The 15,469-nt window shown below is 74.0% G+C and carries 11 protein-coding genes; 3 read left to right on the top strand and 8 right to left on the bottom strand.

Annotated elements, in window-relative coordinates:
* Together ACZ3IG_RS23150 and ACZ3IG_RS23145 are read right to left on the bottom strand one after the other, a co-directional pair.
* Positions 1–595, bottom strand: a 595-nt coding sequence (locus ACZ3IG_RS23150) for a maltotransferase domain-containing protein (RefSeq protein WP_467434355.1), incomplete at its 3' end; no start/stop codon positions are given.
* 237 nt (positions 596–832) lie between these two features.
* Positions 833–2,032, bottom strand: coding sequence for a S8 family peptidase (locus ACZ3IG_RS23145; RefSeq protein ID WP_467434354.1), 1,200 nt, complete (start codon positions 2,030–2,032; stop codon positions 833–835).
* Positions 2,033–2,341: 309 nt separating this feature from the next.
* Here ACZ3IG_RS23145 and ACZ3IG_RS23140 point away from each other — a divergent pair, with 309 nt between their 5' ends.
* Positions 2,342–4,984 (top strand): glycosyltransferase family 1 protein, encoded by a 2,643-nt coding sequence (locus ACZ3IG_RS23140; RefSeq protein WP_467434353.1) that lies wholly within the window; start codon positions 2,342–2,344, stop codon positions 4,982–4,984.
* Between the two features lie 22 nt (positions 4,985–5,006).
* Here the strand turns inward: ACZ3IG_RS23140 and ACZ3IG_RS23135 are convergent, their stop codons facing one another.
* Complete coding sequence (locus ACZ3IG_RS23135) at positions 5,007–5,417, bottom strand: RidA family protein (RefSeq protein ID WP_467434352.1); 411 nt, start codon at positions 5,415–5,417, stop codon at positions 5,007–5,009.
* A gap of 134 nt (positions 5,418–5,551) precedes the next feature.
* Here ACZ3IG_RS23135 and ACZ3IG_RS23130 point away from each other — a divergent pair, with 134 nt between their 5' ends.
* Entirely contained in the window at positions 5,552–5,923 is a 372-nt protein-coding gene (locus ACZ3IG_RS23130) for a winged helix-turn-helix transcriptional regulator (protein ID WP_467434375.1), read from the top strand.
* Here the strand turns inward: ACZ3IG_RS23130 and ACZ3IG_RS23125 are convergent.
* From ACZ3IG_RS23125 to glgX, 5 genes are all read right to left on the bottom strand, one after another.
* On the bottom strand, positions 5,920–6,429 hold the full coding sequence (locus ACZ3IG_RS23125) for a DUF1990 family protein (protein ID WP_467434351.1): 510 nt from the start codon (positions 6,427–6,429) through the stop codon (positions 5,920–5,922). The genes ACZ3IG_RS23130 and ACZ3IG_RS23125 overlap by 4 nt on opposite strands.
* Before the next feature lie 89 nt (positions 6,430–6,518).
* Entirely contained in the window at positions 6,519–8,372 is a 1,854-nt protein-coding gene (locus tag ACZ3IG_RS23120) for an ABC transporter ATP-binding protein (RefSeq protein ID WP_467434349.1), read from the bottom strand.
* Positions 8,369–10,150, bottom strand: coding sequence for an ABC transporter ATP-binding protein (locus ACZ3IG_RS23115; protein ID WP_467434348.1), 1,782 nt, complete (start codon positions 10,148–10,150; stop codon positions 8,369–8,371). Before ACZ3IG_RS23115 ends, ACZ3IG_RS23120 begins: the two co-directional genes overlap by 4 nt.
* A gap of 106 nt (positions 10,151–10,256) precedes the next feature.
* Positions 10,257–11,681: a sulfatase family protein gene (locus ACZ3IG_RS23110; protein ID WP_467434347.1), complete on the bottom strand. Its 1,425-nt coding sequence runs from the start codon at positions 11,679–11,681 to the stop codon at positions 10,257–10,259.
* A 119-nt stretch (positions 11,682–11,800) separates the two neighbouring features.
* Positions 11,801–14,053, bottom strand: coding sequence for a glycogen debranching protein GlgX (gene glgX / locus ACZ3IG_RS23105; RefSeq protein WP_467434345.1), 2,253 nt, complete (start codon positions 14,051–14,053; stop codon positions 11,801–11,803).
* A 164-nt stretch (positions 14,054–14,217) separates the two neighbouring features.
* Between glgX and ACZ3IG_RS23100 the strand changes: the two genes are divergently transcribed.
* Entirely contained in the window at positions 14,218–15,444 is a 1,227-nt protein-coding gene (locus ACZ3IG_RS23100; RefSeq protein ID WP_467434344.1) for a L,D-transpeptidase, read from the top strand.
* Positions 15,445–15,469: the final 25 nt, after the last annotated feature.

Here is a 15,469-nt window from a genome sequence, read left to right as displayed (position 1 = left end):
ACCGGGCGAGGACCGCGTCCACCTCGGGCGTCAGCGCCGCCGCCAGCCGGGTGGGCACCGGCAGCGTGTCGTCCCGCAGCGTCGCCGCGGCGGCCAGCACGACGCGCCGGCCCGCGTCCTCGGGCACCCGCGCGGCGGCCCGTTGGTACAGCCGGGCGCCCTCCTCCAGGACGAGGCCGGTGTCGATGCCGGCCGGGATCTTGACGCGCGCGTGGTGCCGCCAGGTGGTGACGGGGTCGCTCCACGCCTCGACGGCGTACGTCCACCGGCCCGGTGCCCCGGGGGTCACCTCGGCGCCCCAGCGGTCGGTGCCGGGGGCCAGTTCCCGCATGCGGGTCCAGGGGCCGGGGCGGCCCTCGGGGTCCCGCAGGACGACGTTGGCGGCGACCGCGTCGTGTCCCTCCCGGAACACGGTGGCCGATATCCGGAACGTCTCGCCGGTCACCGCCTTGGCGGGCCTGCGCCCGTGCTGGACCACCGGACGGACGTCGAGCACGGGGATGCGGCCGACGGCCGGGGTCGCGGGTGTCGGGGCGCCGGGGGGTGGGGCGCTGTGCGCTGTGGGGGGTGCTGACGAGTGGTGCGTGGCGGGCATGACCGCTCCTGTCCGCGTCGACGAGGGTGGGCGGATGACTGTGGGGAGGTGGGTCGCGCGGGGTCCTGGTAAGCGTGTACCGCAGGAGCCTTCCCACACTCTTCGGGTGGGCAATCCGGCGCTTTGTTAACTACTCACGCGTATCTCTCCCCCTCCCTTGCGCTCCTCGCGTGTCCTCGCGTGTCCTCGCGTGTCCTCGTGTGTCCCCGCGTCCGCCTGGGTGTCCCCCGCGGGCACTCAGGTGCGCGGCACCCGCAGCAGCCGGTCCGGTGACCCCGGGCCCCGTCCGGACACCTGGCCCGAAACGGCCCCCGACACCAGCGCCTTGGCCACCCGGTCCGGCTCGGCGCGCGGATGCGCCGCCAGGTACAGCGCCGCCGCGCCCGCCGCGTGCGGCGCCGCCATCGACGTACCCGAGGCCGTCGCCCGCGCGGTGTCGCTCGCGCGGGACGCCGAGGTGACCGACACGCCCGGGGCGAACAGGTCGACGGCGGCACCGTAGTTCGAGAAGGCGGCCCTGGTGTCGCTCCGGTCGGTGGCGCCGACCGTGACGGCCTGCGGCAGCCCGGCGGGGGAGTACCCGGACGCGGGGCGCCCCGCATTGCCCGCGGCGACCGTGTAGGTGACGCCGGACGCGATCGAGGCGCGGACGGCGGCGTCGAGCCGGCTGTTGCGCGGACCGCCGAGGCTGAGGTTGGCCACCGCCGGCCCGCGGGCGTGCTCGGTGACCCAGTCGATGCCGGCGATCACCCGGGCGGTGGTGCCGGCGCCCTGGTCGTCCAGGACGCGTACGGCGACCACCCGGGCCTTCTTGGCCACGCCGTACGCCGATCCGGCGGCGGTGGCCGCGACATGGGTGCCGTGCCCGTTGCCGTCCCGGGCGGTGCGGTCCCGGTCCACGAAGTCCCAGCCGCTGCGCGCCCGGCCGCCGAAGTCGCGGTGCGAGGTGCGGACCCCGGTGTCGATGACGTACACCGTCACGCCCCTGCCGCCGCTGCCGGGCGCGGTGTAGCGCCGGTCCAGCGGCAGGCTCCGCTGGTCGACGCGGTCGAGGCCCCAGGACGGCGGGTTCTTCTGCGTGCCGTCCACGACCACGCGGGTGTCCTGGACGACCGAGGCGACCCGGGCGTCGGCCGCGAGCCGCCGCGCCTGTCTCGCGTCGGCGGTGACGGCGTAGCCGTTCAGTACCGTGCCGTAGGTGTGGCTGATGCTCGCCCCGTACGCGGCGGCGATCCGCTGCCCGTCGGCGGCGGCCGCCCGCACCTCCCCCTTCAGTGTCACCAGGTAACTCCCGCTCACCGAGCCGGGTGCCCCGGCGCCGAGTACGCGGCCCTCCGGTGCTGCCTGCGCGGGCAGGGTCATGGCCGAAAGCGCCGCGGCACAGCTCACCGCGACCAGGCCCCCCGCCGGGCGCAGACGCGTGCGCGTCCGTGCCATGGTGTGAGTTCCCCTCCTCGGACCGGCGGGCCGCCCTCCCCGGGACCGCCACGCCCGCACGCAGCCTCTCGTGTGCCACGAAGGGTCACAAGGTGGCCCAGCGGGGTGGAATCAGCCATATCGGGACGCGCGGAACGGGAGGGGGCGGCGGAGAACCGCTGGTCCGTACGGCGGGCCCGGGTGCCGGCGTTCCCGCCGATCGGGCGGTCTGCGGGCGAAGCCCCCACGGCGACCGCCATGACGCCGGTACCGTCGGAGGGGCCGGCGCGGTACACGCCGCGTCGTTCCCGCGATCGCGTGAGGTGGAATGTGAAGGCCATCCGCCGACTGACCGTCCGTCCCGTCCTCCCCGAACCCCTGCGGCCACTCAGCGATCTGGCCCGCAATCTGCGCTGGTCCTGGCACGCGGAGACCCGCGACCTGTTCCGGTCCGTCGACCCCGAGTGCTGGGCTGCCTCGGGCCGCGACCCGGTGCGGCTGCTCGGCGCCGTCCGCGCCGAGCGGCTCGGCGAGCTGGCCGAGGACCGCCGCTTCGTGCGCCGCCTGGCCGCGGCCGCCGACGACCTCGACCACTACATGACCGGCGACCGCTGGTACCAGACGCAGTCCCGGGACCAGGACCGGGCCCAGTCCGCCGGGCTGCCCGCCGCCGTCGCCTACTTCTCCCCCGAGTTCGGCATCACCGCCGCCCTGCCGCAGTACTCCGGCGGCCTCGGCATCCTGGCCGGCGACCACCTGAAGGCCGCCAGCGACCTGGGCGTGCCGCTGATCGGCGTCGGCCTGCTCTACCGGCACGGCTACTTCCGGCAGTCCCTCAGCCGGGACGGCTGGCAGCAGGAGCACTACCCGGTCCTCGACCCCGACGAACTGCCGCTGACCCTCCTCAAGGAGACCGACGGCACCCCCGCCCAGGTCCACCTCGCCCTGCCCGGCGGCAAGGAACTGCGCGCCCGGCTCTGGCTGGCCCAGGTCGGCCGGGTCCCGCTGCTGCTGCTCGACTCCGACGTCGAGGAGAACGACCTCGGCGAACGCGGCGTCACCGACCGGCTCTACGGCGGCGGCAGCGAACACCGGCTCCTCCAGGAGATGCTGCTCGGCATAGGAGGGGTCAGGGCGGTACGGACGTACTGCCGGCTCACCGGACACGCCGAACCCGAGGTGTTTCACACCAACGAGGGACACGCCGGCTTCCTCGGCCTGGAGCGCATCGCGGAACTGTGCGACCGGGGAGCGGAGTTCGACCCGGCGCTGGAGGCGGTCCGGGCCGGGACCGTCTTCACCACGCACACCCCGGTCCCGGCCGGCATCGACCGCTTCGACCGCGAACTGGTCGCCCGCCACTTCGGCCCCGGCGCCGAACTGCCCCGCATCGACGTCGAGCGCGTCCTGCGGCTCGGCATGGAGACCTACCCCGGCGGCGAACCGAACCTCTTCAACATGGCGGTGATGGGCCTGCGCCTGGCCCAGCGCGCCAACGGCGTCTCCCTGCTGCACGGCGGGGTCAGCCGGGAGATGTTCTCCGGCCTGTGGCCCGGCTTCGACGCCGACGAGGTGCCGATCACCTCCGTCACCAACGGGGTGCACGCGCCCACCTGGGTCGCCCCCGAGGTGTTCCGGCTGGGGGCCCGGCAGATCGGCGTACAGCGCACCGAGGACGCGCTGACCGTCGGCGGCTCCGACCGCTGGGACTCGGTCGCCGACATCCCCGACGAGGACATCTGGGAGCTGCGCCGCACGCTGCGCGAACAGCTCGTCGCCGAGGTACGGGAGCGGCTGCGGGCCTCCTGGCGCCAGCGCGGCGCCGGTACGGCGGAACTCGGCTGGATCGACGGCGTCCTGGACCCGGACGTCCTCACCATCGGCTTCGCGCGGCGCGTCCCCTCGTACAAGCGCCTCACCCTGATGCTCCGCGACCGCGACCGTCTGACGGACCTCCTCCTCCACCCGGAGCGGCCGGTCCAGATCGTCGTCGCGGGCAAGGCGCACCCGGCGGACGACGGCGGCAAGCGGCTCATCCAGGAACTGGTCCGGTTCGCCGACGACCCGCGTGTGCGCCACCGCGTCGTCTTCCTCCCCGACTACGGCATGGCGATGGCGCAGCGGCTCTATCCCGGCTGCGACATCTGGCTCAACAACCCCCTGCGCCCGCTGGAGGCGTGCGGCACCTCCGGCATGAAGGCGGCGCTCAACGGCTGCCTCAACGTCTCGGTGCTGGACGGCTGGTGGGACGAGTGGTTCCGGCCGGACTTCGGCTGGGCGATCCCCACCGCGGACGGCGTCGGCACCGACCCGGACCGGCGCGACGACATAGAGGCCGCCGCCCTCTACGACCTGCTGGAGCAGCGGATCACCCCGCGCTTCTACGAGCGCGGCCCCTCCGGCCTGCCCGACCGCTGGATCGAGATGGTCCGCCGGACCCTGAGCCTGCTCGGGCCGAAGGTGCTGGCCGGGCGGATGGTCCGCGAGTACGTGGAGCGGCTGTACGCCCCGGCCGCCGCCGCGCACCGCGCCATGGGCCCGGACGCGGCGCGCGGCCTCGCCGAGTGGAAGAGCCGGGTACGGGCCGCCTGGCACGGGGTGAGCGTCGACCACGTCGAGACCGGCGCCGCCACCGCCACCGCGGAACTCGGCTCCACCCTCGGCCTGCGGGTCCGCGTCGACCTCGGGGAACTCGCCCCGGACGACGTCGAGGTGCAGGCGGTCTCCGGCCGGGTGGACTCCGAGGACCGCATCACCGAGGCGACGGCGGCCCCGCTGAAGCCGGTGGGCGGCCCCGACCTGGAGGGCCGCTGGGCCTACGAGGGCCCGCTCGCCCTCGACCGCACCGGCACCTTCGGCTACACGGTCCGTATCCTGCCCGCCCATCCGCTGCTGGCCTCCGGCGCGGAGCTGGGCCTGGTCGCGGTTCCGTCGGACGAGCTGGTGGAGGCGGCGGGGCTGCTGATGCGGTGACGGCCGGTCCCGCGCCGGCGCGTCAGCCGGTGAGGGCGGTGGCCTCCACTTCGACCAGGACGTCGGGCTCGAAGAGGTGGTCCACCCCGATCAGCGACGCCGGGGGCATCGGACGGGGCAGCCCGATCTCCCCGGCGACCCGCTCGACGCCCGCCATGAACGCCTCGATCTTCTCGGGCGCCCAGTCCGTGACGTAGAACGTCAGACGCAGGACGTCGTCGAAGGTCGCGCCGGCGCCCGCGAGGCCCGTCGCGGTGTTCCGCAGCGCCTGCGCGACCTGCCCGGCGAGGTCGCCCGGCGCGACCGGGTCCCCGTCCGCGGTGCGCGCGATCTGGCCGCTGACGTGCACGTGCCGGGTGCCGGTGCCGACGGCGACGTGGTCGTAGGGGGTGAGGCGCAGCATGCCGTCGGGGGTGAAACGGCGAACAGGCATCGAGGTCTCCTCGGTCGGTGAGCCGGAGTAGGTATACCCTTGCTACCTGGTGCACGAAGGACACTTCAAGGAGACCAAGTATCGGCATGGCTACCGCACCCGCCTCCCCCACCGACTCCCCCGCGGACTCGCACATGGACTCGCACACCGACTCGCACACCGGTGAGCTGCGGATCACCGCCCCGCACCGGGAACTGCTCGACCAGGTGCTGGACAAGTGGTCGCTGGACGTCCTCAACGAACTGTGCGAACGGCCCTGCCGGTTCAACGACCTCCGCCGCGCCGTCCCCGCGGTGACGCAGAAGTCGCTCACCGCGACCCTGCGGCGGCTCGAACGCAACGGCATCGTCGAGCGGGTGCTCCTCAGCACCCGCCCCGTCGCCGTCGAGTACCGGATCACCCCGCTGGGCAAGACCCTCCGGCACCCGGTCGAGGTGCTCCTGGAGTGGGCCGCGACCCACCTGCCGGAGATCGAGCGCGCCCGCGACGCCTTCGAGGAGTCCTAGTTCTCGGCCTCCCCGGCGGCCAGCCGCCGCAGTACCGTGCCGCAGCGCCGCGCGTACGCGTGCTGCAGCCCCCGGGTCGCCGCGCCGCCGGCCTTGGCGTACCACTTGGCCGGGCGGCTGAAGGCGGTCACCGTCAGCCAGACGGTGCCGTCACCCGTGCGGTCCACGACGAAGGCCTCCTCGCCGCACTCGGGGTGACCGGCGAGCGTGCCGTACGCCCACCCGGCACGGCGGGGTTCCTCCACCGTCCACACCACCCGGCAGGGCGCCTTGATCATCCCGGCGAGGGTGACGGTGACGTCGACCCCGGGCGCGGCGCGCTCGGCGCCCGCGTCCAGGCCGACGCCCACCGCCCGGTGCATCTCCCAGGTCAGCAGCGCCTCGGCCGCCCGGCGGAAGACCGGTTCCCCCTCTCCCAGCCGGGTGCGCACGTGCAGGGAGTGGAACCCCGGCGGGCAGTGGCCCTGCCCGCGGGTCGCGCCGACGGCGTCGTACGTGAAGGACATGGGTCCCAAGACTAGGGGGCGACGCCGGGGTACGGAGATCCCGAGGGTCCCGGCGGGGCATCGCGAGAGCGGCGAGACCCTCGTGGCGCTCACGCCAGACTGTCCCGCCAAGCCCGGTGCAGATCCGCGAAGCGGCCGGTGCCCGCGATCAGGCCGGCCGGGGTGCCGTCCTCCACGATGCGGCCGTCCTCCATCACCAGCACCCGGTCGGCGATCTCCACGGTCGACAGGCGGTGGGCGATCACCACGGCCGTACGGCCCCGCAGTACCGTCCGCATCGCCCGCTGCACCGCCCGCTCCCCGGGGATGTCCAGCGAACTGGTCGCCTCGTCGAGGATCAGCACCGCCGGGTCGGCCAGCAACGCGCGCGCGAAGGCGACCAGTTGGCGTTGGCCGGCGGAGATGCGGCCGCCGCGCTTGCGGACGTCGGTGGCGTAGCCGTCGGGCAGCGCGGCGATGAAGTCGTGGGCGCCGATCGCCTTCGCGGCCCGCTCGATCTCCTCGTCCGTGGCCTCCGGGCGGCCGATGGCGATGTTCTCGGCGACCGTGCCGGAGAACAGGAACGCCTCCTGCGTCACCATCACCACCCCGCGTCGCAGCTGGGGCACGGCCAGGTCGCGCAGGTCGGTGCCGTCGAGCAGGACCCGGCCGCCGGTCGGGTCGTAGAAGCGAGCCAGCAGCTTGGCCAGGGTGGACTTGCCCGCGCCGGTGGAGCCGACGACGGCGACGGTCTGCCCGGCGGGGATGGTCAGGTCGAAGCGGGGCAGGACCTCGCCGCCGGTGCGGTAGCCGAAGCGGACGGCGTCGAAGACGACCTCGCGGCCCGGGGAGCCGGTGGTCAGGGGCGGGAGTTCCTTCGGGGCCGACGGCTCCGGCACGGAGGGGACCTGGGCGAGCAGCCCCGCGATCTTCTCCAGGGAGGCCGCCGCCGACTGGTAGGAGTTCAGGAACATGCCGAGCCGGTCGATCGGGTCGTACAGGCGGCGCAGGTACAGCACCGCCGCCGCCAGCACGCCGAGGGCGAGGGTGCCGTCCGCGACCCGGTGGGCGCCCCACAGCACCATGCCCGCGACGGCCGTGTTGGCGATCAGCCGGGAACCGGTGACATAGCGGGCCATCTCCAGGAGCGCGTCGCCGTTGGAGCGTTCGTGCCGCCGGTTCAGTACGGCGAAGCCGGCGTCGTTGGCGGCCTCGCGGCGGAAGGCGCGCACCGGGCGGATGCCGTTCATCGTCTCCACGAACTTGACGATCACCGCCGCGATCGCCGTCGACCGCCGCCCGTAGACCTGGCCGGCCCGGCGGCGGTACGTCCGCACCAGCGCGTACAGCGGTGCGAAGGAGGCGACCGCCACCGCGCCGAGGCCCAGGTCCAGCCAGAGCAGCATCGCCGTGATGCAGACGAAGGAGAGGACGACCGTGATCAGTTCCTGGAGGCCCTCGCTGAGCAGCTCGCGCAGCGACTCCACGTCCGTGGTGGAGCGGGAGATCAGCCGGCCCGAGGTGTAGCGCTCGTGGAAGTCGACGCTGAGCGCCTGCGCGTGGCGGAAGATCCGGCCGCGCAGGTCGAGGAGCACGTCCTGGTTGACGCGGGCGGCGGCGTTGATGAAGGCGTACTGGAGCGCCCCGCCGGCCAGCGCGCACAGCAGGTAGCCGGCGGCGACCGCGATCAGCGGCCCGTGGTCGTCGGCGCGCAGCGCGGGGACGGCGTGGTCGATGGCGTACGCCACCAGCAGCGGGCTCCCCTGCACGGCCGCCTGCTGGAGCAGGAGCAGGAGGGCGGTGACGGCGACGCGGGCGCGCATCGGCGCCAGCAGGGAGCGCAGCAGGGCGGCGGTGGCGCCGGGCGGGGTGGGCAGGACGTCGCGGTCGAAGGCGTCACCGGCGGGCGGTGTGCGGCCGTCGGGGCCGTCCGTGGCCGGTGCGGTGGTGGTGGGCGCCGTCATCGGTGGTCGTCCTCCCCTGACCCTGACATCAGCTGGGCGTACTCGGCGTGGCCGCGCAGCAGTTCCTGGTGGGTGCCGACGGCGGCGATCCGGCCGCCGGAGAGCAGGGCGACGCGGTCGGCGAGCAGCACCGTGGAGGGCCGGTGGGCCACGATCAGCGCGGTGGTGTCCGCCAGGACGCGGCGCAGGGCGGCCTCGACGGCGGCCTCCGTGTGCACGTCCAGGGCGGACAGCGGGTCGTCCAGGACCAGGAAGCGGGGCCTGCCGACCACCGCGCGGGCCAGCGCGAGGCGCTGGCGCTGCCCGCCGGACAGGCTCAGGCCCTGTTCGCCGACCTGGGTGGCGGTGCCCTCGGGCAGGGCGTGCGCGAAGCCGGCCTGGGCGATGGCGAGGGCGCGGCGCAGGTCGGCCTCTCCGGCGTCGGGGCCCGCCCCCATCAGGACGTTCTCCCCGACGGTCGCGGAGAAGAGCGTCGGCTCCTCGAAGGCGACGGCGACCAGGGAGCGCAGCTCCTCGCGGGGCAGGGCGGTGATGTCGGTGCCGTCCAGGGTGATCCGGCCGGACGTCACCTCGTACAGCCGGGGGACGAGCGCGGTGAGCGTCGTCTTGCCGCTGCCGGTGGCGCCCACCAGGGCGAGCGACTCGCCGGGGCGGATGTGCAGGTCGACGCCGTCGAGGACGGGCGGGGAGTCCGGGGCGGCGTCGGGATGGCGGAAACGGACGTCGTGGAACCGCAGGCCGTCGCGCTCCCCGCCCGCCGGAACCGGCGCGGGCGCGCCGTCGGTCTCCGGCTCCTCGTCCATCACCTCGAAGTACCGCTCCGTCGCCGTCGCCGCCTCCTGGCTCATCGCCAGCAGGAAGCCGATCGACTCGATCGGCCAGCGCAGCGCCAGCGCCGTCGACAAGAACGCCACCAGCGTCCCCGCCGACAGCCGCCCGTCCGCCACCTGCACCGCCCCGACCACCAGCGCGGCGCCGACGGCCAGTTCGGGCAGGGTGACGATCACCGCCCAGATGGCCGCCAGCAGCCGCGCCTTGCGCAGCTCCGTCCCCCGCAGGGTCCCCGACAGCTCCCGGAACGCCCGCGCCTGGCTGCGGTGCCGCCCGAACCCCTTGATGATCCGGATGCCGAGCACGCTCTCCTCGACGACCGTCGTCAGGTCCCCGACCTGGTCCTGGGCCCGCCGGGCGATGTCGGCGTACTTCTTCTCGAACACCGAGCACGTGATGACCACCGGCACGGCCGGCCCCAGGATCACCAGCCCCAGCGACCAGTCCTGCACCAGCATGATGATCACGCCGACGAGAATCGTCACCCCGTTGACCAGCAGGAACGTCAGCGGGAAGGCGAGGAACATGCGCAGCAGCATCAGGTCCGTCGTCCCCCGGGACAGCAACTGCCCCGAGGGCCAGCGGTCGTGGAACGCCACCGGCAGCCGCTGCAGCCGCCGGTACAGCGCGGCCCGCATCTCCGCCTCGACCCGCGACAGCGGCCGGGCCACCAGCCACCGCCGCAGCCCGAACAGCAGCGCCTCCGCCACCCCGAGGAGCAGCAGGTACAGCGCGCCCAGCCACACCCCGGCCGGGTCGCGGCCGGCGACCGGGCCGTCCACCATCCACTTCAGGACCAGCGGGATCACCAGCGCCACACAGGAGGCGAGGACCGCGACGAACGCGGCGGTGAACAGCCGCGCCCGCACCGGCCGTACGAACGGCCACAGCCGCAGCAGGACGCGGACAGCCGACCTCTGCGTGGCGGGTGCGGGTGTCGTGGTCATCGACAGCGAGCCTACGGACCGCCGCTGACCCTGCCCATCGAGTTTTCACCGCCACGGGGGTTGTACCGGGGCACGGCCCGGCCGCCCGGCGCGCCGGTGGGCGGGGTCAGGACGCCGGGTACGGCAGCAGCGTGCCGTCCACCTTCTCCCACGCCGCCTTCAGCTCCGCCAGCAGCTCGGGCCGGGCGGCCGCGAGGTCGGCCTGCTCACGGGCGTCGGCGGCGAGGTCGTACAGGTGGTCCGCGCCGTCGGCGTCCTGGTAGTACTTCCAGTTCCCGCGCCGCAGCGCCCGGTTGCCCCGCACCCGCCAGAACAGGTCGCGCTCGGGGAGGTCCTCGCCGCGCAGCAGGTACCCGGCGAGGCTGTGCCCGTCCAGCGGGTACGCCGGGTCCGGGCGGGCCCCGGCCAGCTCCAGCAGGGTCGCCGTCCAGTCGGGGGAGTACACCGGCTCGTGGCTGACCTGACGGGCACCGACGGCGGCCGGCCAGCGCAGGATCGTCGGCACCCGGATGCCGCCCTCCAGCAGTTCGGACTTGGCGCCGCTGAGCGGCCACTGGTACGAGAAGCGCTCGCCGCCGTTGTCACTGGCGAAGACGACGAGGGTGTCGTCCTCCTGGCCGGAGCGGCGCAGCGCGGCGAGCACCTCGCCGACGGCGCTGTCCAGGCTCTCGACCATCTCCTTGTACTTCGCCACCGAGCCGCCGTCGTCGTGCAGCAGCGCGCTCACCCCGCCCCCGGCGCGGATCCTCGCGGCGATCTCGGCGCCGGTCTCCGCGTCGTCCTCGGTGAGCCACGGCCAGTGCGGGGTGGTGAAGTTGAGGTTCAGCAGCCAGGGCGCGTCGTGGTCGCGCGCGACGTACTCCACGGCGCGCTCGGTCACCACGGTCGTGTAGTAGCGCAGGTCCTGGTACTCGGCGTCCCCCTCGTACAGGTCGTACTCGCCGAGCTGGCCGAGCTTGGAGAAGTACTCCAGCGCGCCGCCGAAGTTGCCGAAGAACTCGTCCCAGCCGGAGCGGGTCGGGCTGTAGTCCGGCAGGAAGCCGCAGTGCCACTTGCCGATCAGGGCGGTGGAGTAACCCGCCTTCTTCAGCAGCGACGCCAGGGTCGGGTGGCCGGGGGTCAGGCCCTGGGTGCGGTTGCCTATGGGTTCGGCCAGCCCGCCCTCGGTGCGGCCCGGGTAGCGGCCCGTGTAGAGGCTGAAGCGGGTGGGGGAGCAGGTCGCGGAGCCGGAGTAGGCGTCGGTGAACCGCACGCCCCGGGCGGCGAGCCGGTCCAGGTGCGGGGTTTTGATGTGCGGGGAGCCGTAGGACGACAGATCGGCCCAGCCGAGGTCGTCGCCCAGGATGAACAGGATGTTGGGGCGTCTGCGGGGCCGGGCGGCGGTACGGGCCGTGAACGGGCGCTCGGCGGGCGCGGCGGCCCCGGTGGAGGCCGGAGCCGAGGCCGAGGCGGGGACGGCGGCCGAGGCGACGGCCGTCACCGCGCCGCCGCCGACGAGACCACCGAAGGCGCGGCGGGAGATTTCGGGCATGCGGGTACCCCAGGCGTCAGAAGGAGAGGGTGTGACCCGGGACGTTTCCAGCCACGGCGACCGCCGGTCAAGAAGATCACCGACGAGTTCACGAGGTCGCAAAACTCGTCACACAGCGCTCAGCGGGCGACCCGCAGCAGCAGCACCGTCCGCCCCTCCACCGTGATCTCCGCCCCGGCCCGATGACCCGTGCCCGGCGCCGCGTCCTGCTCCTCCCGGCCGGTGTCCACCACCACCTCGTACCGCTCGGCCCAGGGCGCCGCCGGCAGCACGAACCCCACCGGCCGCTCCCCGGCGTGCAGCACGGCCAGGAAGCTGTCGTCGGTGATCGGCGCCCCGCGCTCGTCCCGGCCCGGGATGTCCCGCCCGGAGAGGTACATGCCGAGGGTCGCGGCGGGCGCGTACCAGTCCTGTTCCGTCATCTCGGTGCCCCGGGGAGTGAACCAGGCCAGGTCGCGCAGGCCGTCGGCGGTCTGCGGGCGGCCGGAGAAGAAGGCGCGGCGGCGCAGCACGGGGTGGGCGTGGCGCAGCTCGACCAGGCGTGCCGTCAGATCGGTCAGGGCCCGCCAGCCGGGATCGTCCAGCAGGCTCCAGTCCACCCAGCCGGTCTCGTTGTCCTGGCAGTACGCGTTGTTGTTACCGCCCTGGGTGCGGCCCATCTCGTCCCCCGCGACCAGCATCGGCACGCCCGTGGACAGCAGCAGCGTGGTCAGCAGGTTGCGCAGCTGGCGGCGGCGCAGGGCCCGTACGGCCGCGTCGTCGGTCTCGCCCTCCACGCCGCAGTTCCACGCCCGGTTGTCGTCCGAGCCGTCCCGGTTGCCCTCGCCGTTGGCCTCGTTGTGCTTGCGCTCGTAACTCACGAGGTCGCGGAGGGTGAAGCCGTCATGGGCGGTGACGAAGTTGACCGAGGCGTAGGGCCGCCGGCCGCCCCAGGCGTACAGGTCGCTGGAGCCCGACAGGCGGTAGCCCATCTCCCGTACGTCGGGCAGGGCGTGCCGCCAGAAGTCGCGCACGGCGCCCCGGTAGCGGTCGTTCCACTCCGTCCACAGGGGCGGGAAGGCGCCCACCTGGTAGCCGCCGGACCCGATGTCCCAGGGCTCGGCGATCAGCTTCACCCGGCGCAGCACCGGGTCCTGGGCGATCACCGCGAGGAACGGGGAGAGCATGTCGACGTCGTGCATCGAGCGGGCCAGCGCCGCCGCCAGGTCGAAACGGAAGCCGTCGACGCCCATCTCGGTCACCCAGTAGCGCAGCGAGTCCGTGATCAGGCGCAGGACGTGCGGCTGGACGACGTGCAGGGTGTTGCCGCAGCCGGTGTAGTCGGCGTACCTCCGCGCGTCCTGCTGGAGGCGGTAGTAGCCGCGGTTGTCGATGCCCTTCAGGGACAGCGTCGGGCCCAGCTCGCCGGCCTCGGCGGTGTGGTTGTAGACCACGTCCAGGATCACCTCGATGCCGGCCGCGTGCAGCGCGCGCACCATCCGCTTGAACTCGCCGACCTGCTCGCCCCGGGTGCCGGAGGCGGCGTAGGCGGCGTGCGGGGCGAAGTAGCCGACGGAGTTGTAGCCCCAGTAGTTCGACAGGCCGCGCTCCAGGAGGTGGCTCTCGTGCGCGAACTGGTGGACCGGCAGCAGCTCCACCGCCGTCACGCCCAGCCGCACCAGGTGCTCGATCGCCGCCGGGTGGGCGAGCCCCGCGTAGGTGCCGCGCAGGCCGGGCGGGACGCCGGGGTGGCGCTTGGTGAAGCCGCGCACGTGGAGTTCGTAGATGACGGAGTCGGCCCACGGGGTCTTGGGGCGGTGGTCGTCCGACCAGTCGTCGTCATCGTGGACGACGACGCCCTTGGGGACGTACGGGGCGGAGTCGCGGTCGTCGCGCACGGTGTCTGCGACGTGCTGCTCCGGCCAGTCCCGGACGTGCCCGTACACCTGCGGCGGCAGCCGGAAGTCGCCGTCGACCGCGCGGGCGTAGGGGTCCAGGAGCAGCTTCGCCGGGTTCCAGCGGGCGCCGGTCCACGGGTCCCAGCGGCCGTGCACCCGGTAGCCGTAGCGCTGGCCGGGGCGGACGCCGGGCACGAAGCCGTGCCAGATCTCGTGCGTCAGCTCGGTCAGCCGTACCCGCCGCTCGGCCCCGCTCTCCTCGAACAGGCACAGCTCGACCGCCTCCGCGCCGCCCGTCCACAGCGCGAAGTTGGTGCCGGCCACGCCGTCCGGGCCGGTGCGGAACCGGGCGCCGAGCGGGACCGGCGTACCCGGCCACGCGGGCACGGAGGGCGGCGGCGCGGTCCGCCGCACCCCGTTCGCCACGGCGGCGGCCCGCCCGTCCTCGGCGGCCCGCTTCCCGGCCACCGCCTCCCGCTCGGCTGCGCTGGACACCTGGCGGCCTCCCACGGCTCGTGGGACGACGGGCCGTGACGGTGTAAACGGGCGTACGGCGTCCCGGCCGCCGCTCTCCGTCGCGTCGTCCTCCTCCCTAGTTCTGCCCAGAGCGTGGCTCGCACTCACGTTTCCCCAGGGCCGGCCGGTCGTTACGGGTGGATGTGAGGCACGTACACGGGCGCGCACGGCGCGCGGGGGCCGCGCTGGCCGCCGTACTGACATGGGCAGGACTGCTGGCCGGAGCGGCCGGCTGCACTTCGGAGGGGACCGGGCTGGGCGGGATGTTCGGCAGGCCGGGAGCCCCCGGCGAGGGCATCCGCGTCTCCCCGGACCACGGCGACAAGGACGTACGGCCCGGGCGGAAGCTGTCGGTCCGGGTGCCGGAGGGCAGGCTGGAGTCGGTCCGGGTGATCAAGTCGCAGGACGCGCGGGACACCCCGGTGCCGGGCCGGATCTCCGCCGACGGAAGGCGCTGGGAACCCGACGAGGGGCGCCTCGCGCTCGCCGCCAAGTACACGGTCGACGCCGTCGCCGTGGACGACGCCGGCCGCCGCTCGGCCCGGCACGCGAGCTTCACGACGTACGTCCCCGAGGAGCGGTTCATCGGGTACGTCGCCCCCGAGAACCGGTCGACGGTGGGCACCGGCATGATCGTCTCGCTGGAGTTCAACCGGGAGATCACCGACCGCGCCGCCGTCGAGCGGGCCGTACGGGTGAGCGCCGAGCCGGCCGTCGAGATCCGCCCGCACTGGTTCGGCCGGGACCGCCTCGACTTCCGCCCCCGGCACTACTGGAAACCCGGCACCGAGGTCACCGTCGACCTCAGACTGCGCGATGTCGAGGGCGCGCCCGGGGTGTACGGGCTCCAGCACAAGACGGTCACCTTCACCGTCGGCCGCAGCCAGGTCTCGGTGGTGGACGCGGCCCGCAAGACCATGCAGGTGCGGCGCGACGGCGAACTCCTCACCACCGTGCCCATCACGGCGGGCGCCGCGAAGACCACCACGTACAACGGCAAGATGGTGGTCACCGAGATGCTCGACGTCACCCGGATGGACGGCCGCACGGTCGGTTTCGGCGGCGAGTACGACATCCCGGACGTCCCGCACGCCATGCGGCTGACCGAGTCCGGCACCTTCCTGCACGGCAACTACTGGGCGCCGGCGGACGTCTTCGGCAGGACCAACGTCAGCCACGGCTGCGTGGGGCTCAGGGACGTCAAGGGCGGCGGGGCGGACACCCCGGCGGGCTGGTTCTTCGACCGCAGCCTCGTCGGCGACGTCGTCGAGGTGGTGCGCAGCAAGGACCGCACGGTCGCCCCGGACAACGGGCTCGGCGGCTGGAACATGAGCTGGAAGGCGTGGCGGGAGGGGAGCGCGGTCGGGTGATCCACCCACCCGGACCCGGTGATCC

This window comes from Streptomyces sp. NPDC016677 (genome assembly GCF_055562815.1).
The sequence above is the reverse complement of the archived record's forward strand: the minus strand, read 5'-3'. Positions and strand labels throughout refer to the sequence as shown.

Excerpts from the sequence above, each read along its gene's own strand:
- ACZ3IG_RS23130 (WP_467434375.1), top strand. The coding sequence starts at position 5,552 with ATGGACTCGCACACCGACTCGCACACCGGTGAGCTGCGGATCACCGCC.
- ACZ3IG_RS23135 (WP_467434352.1), bottom strand. The coding sequence starts at position 5,417 with ATGCCTGTTCGCCGTTTCACCCCCGACGGCATGCTGCGCCTCACCCCC.
- ACZ3IG_RS23115 (WP_467434348.1), bottom strand. The coding sequence starts at position 10,150 with ATGACCACGACACCCGCACCCGCCACGCAGAGGTCGGCTGTCCGCGTC.
- ACZ3IG_RS23125 (WP_467434351.1), bottom strand. The coding sequence starts at position 6,429 with ATGTCCTTCACGTACGACGCCGTCGGCGCGACCCGCGGGCAGGGCCAC.
- ACZ3IG_RS23120 (WP_467434349.1), bottom strand. The coding sequence starts at position 8,372 with ATGACGGCGCCCACCACCACCGCACCGGCCACGGACGGCCCCGACGGC.
- ACZ3IG_RS23110 (WP_467434347.1), bottom strand. The coding sequence starts at position 11,681 with ATGCCCGAAATCTCCCGCCGCGCCTTCGGTGGTCTCGTCGGCGGCGGC.
- ACZ3IG_RS23145 (WP_467434354.1), bottom strand. The coding sequence starts at position 2,032 with ATGGCACGGACGCGCACGCGTCTGCGCCCGGCGGGGGGCCTGGTCGCG.